Origin of the sequence: Lachnospira pectinoschiza (genome assembly GCF_020564355.1) — a bacterium.
Lineage (GTDB): Bacteria > Bacillota > Clostridia > Lachnospirales > Lachnospiraceae > Lachnospira > Lachnospira intestinalis.
On the sequence record NZ_JAJCRR010000032.1, the window covers coordinates 1 to 437 of the forward strand.

A 437-nucleotide genomic window follows, 5' to 3' on the forward strand; every position below is an offset into this window, starting at 1 on the left:
TCCTCTTTTATCATTTCATATCAAAGTTTTATCATCTTTAATCATAGCAGAATTTTTTTTATTTTTCAAGTCAATTCTCCACGGTAAATTCTCCGGAGAAACGGCTTATTATAAGTCTTTCAAAGCTAACTTAATCAAGGCTAAATCAAACAAATAATTTGCATCTACTCCTGAACTTTTTATTTTATAATCAAGCTCAATGAGGGACAATAGAGCTTGCGCCAGAAAGCTTTCCTGCATATTGCGTACTTGCTGGTTTGCGAGCTTCACACGGTAGGGATGAATTTTAAGATAAGACGTTTGTTTCTGTTCATTCCATCCTTTATTTTGCATCAGTTTTACCTGATAATAAAGCCGGAAGGAATTTGTCAAAATAACTAATATCTTGATTAGCTCCTCACCTTGCAGAGTCAAATCATGCACTAAATCACGTGCTT

The 437-nt window shown here is 34.3% G+C and carries 1 protein-coding gene; it reads right to left on the reverse strand.

Features of this window, described 5'->3' with window-relative positions; all coding sequences use genetic code 11:
- Nucleotides 1-108: 108 nt before the first annotated feature.
- Nucleotides 109-437 (reverse strand): DNA polymerase III subunit delta (gene holA, locus LI288_RS14110; protein ID WP_227091082.1); only part of this gene is annotated, 329 nt, incomplete at its 5' end.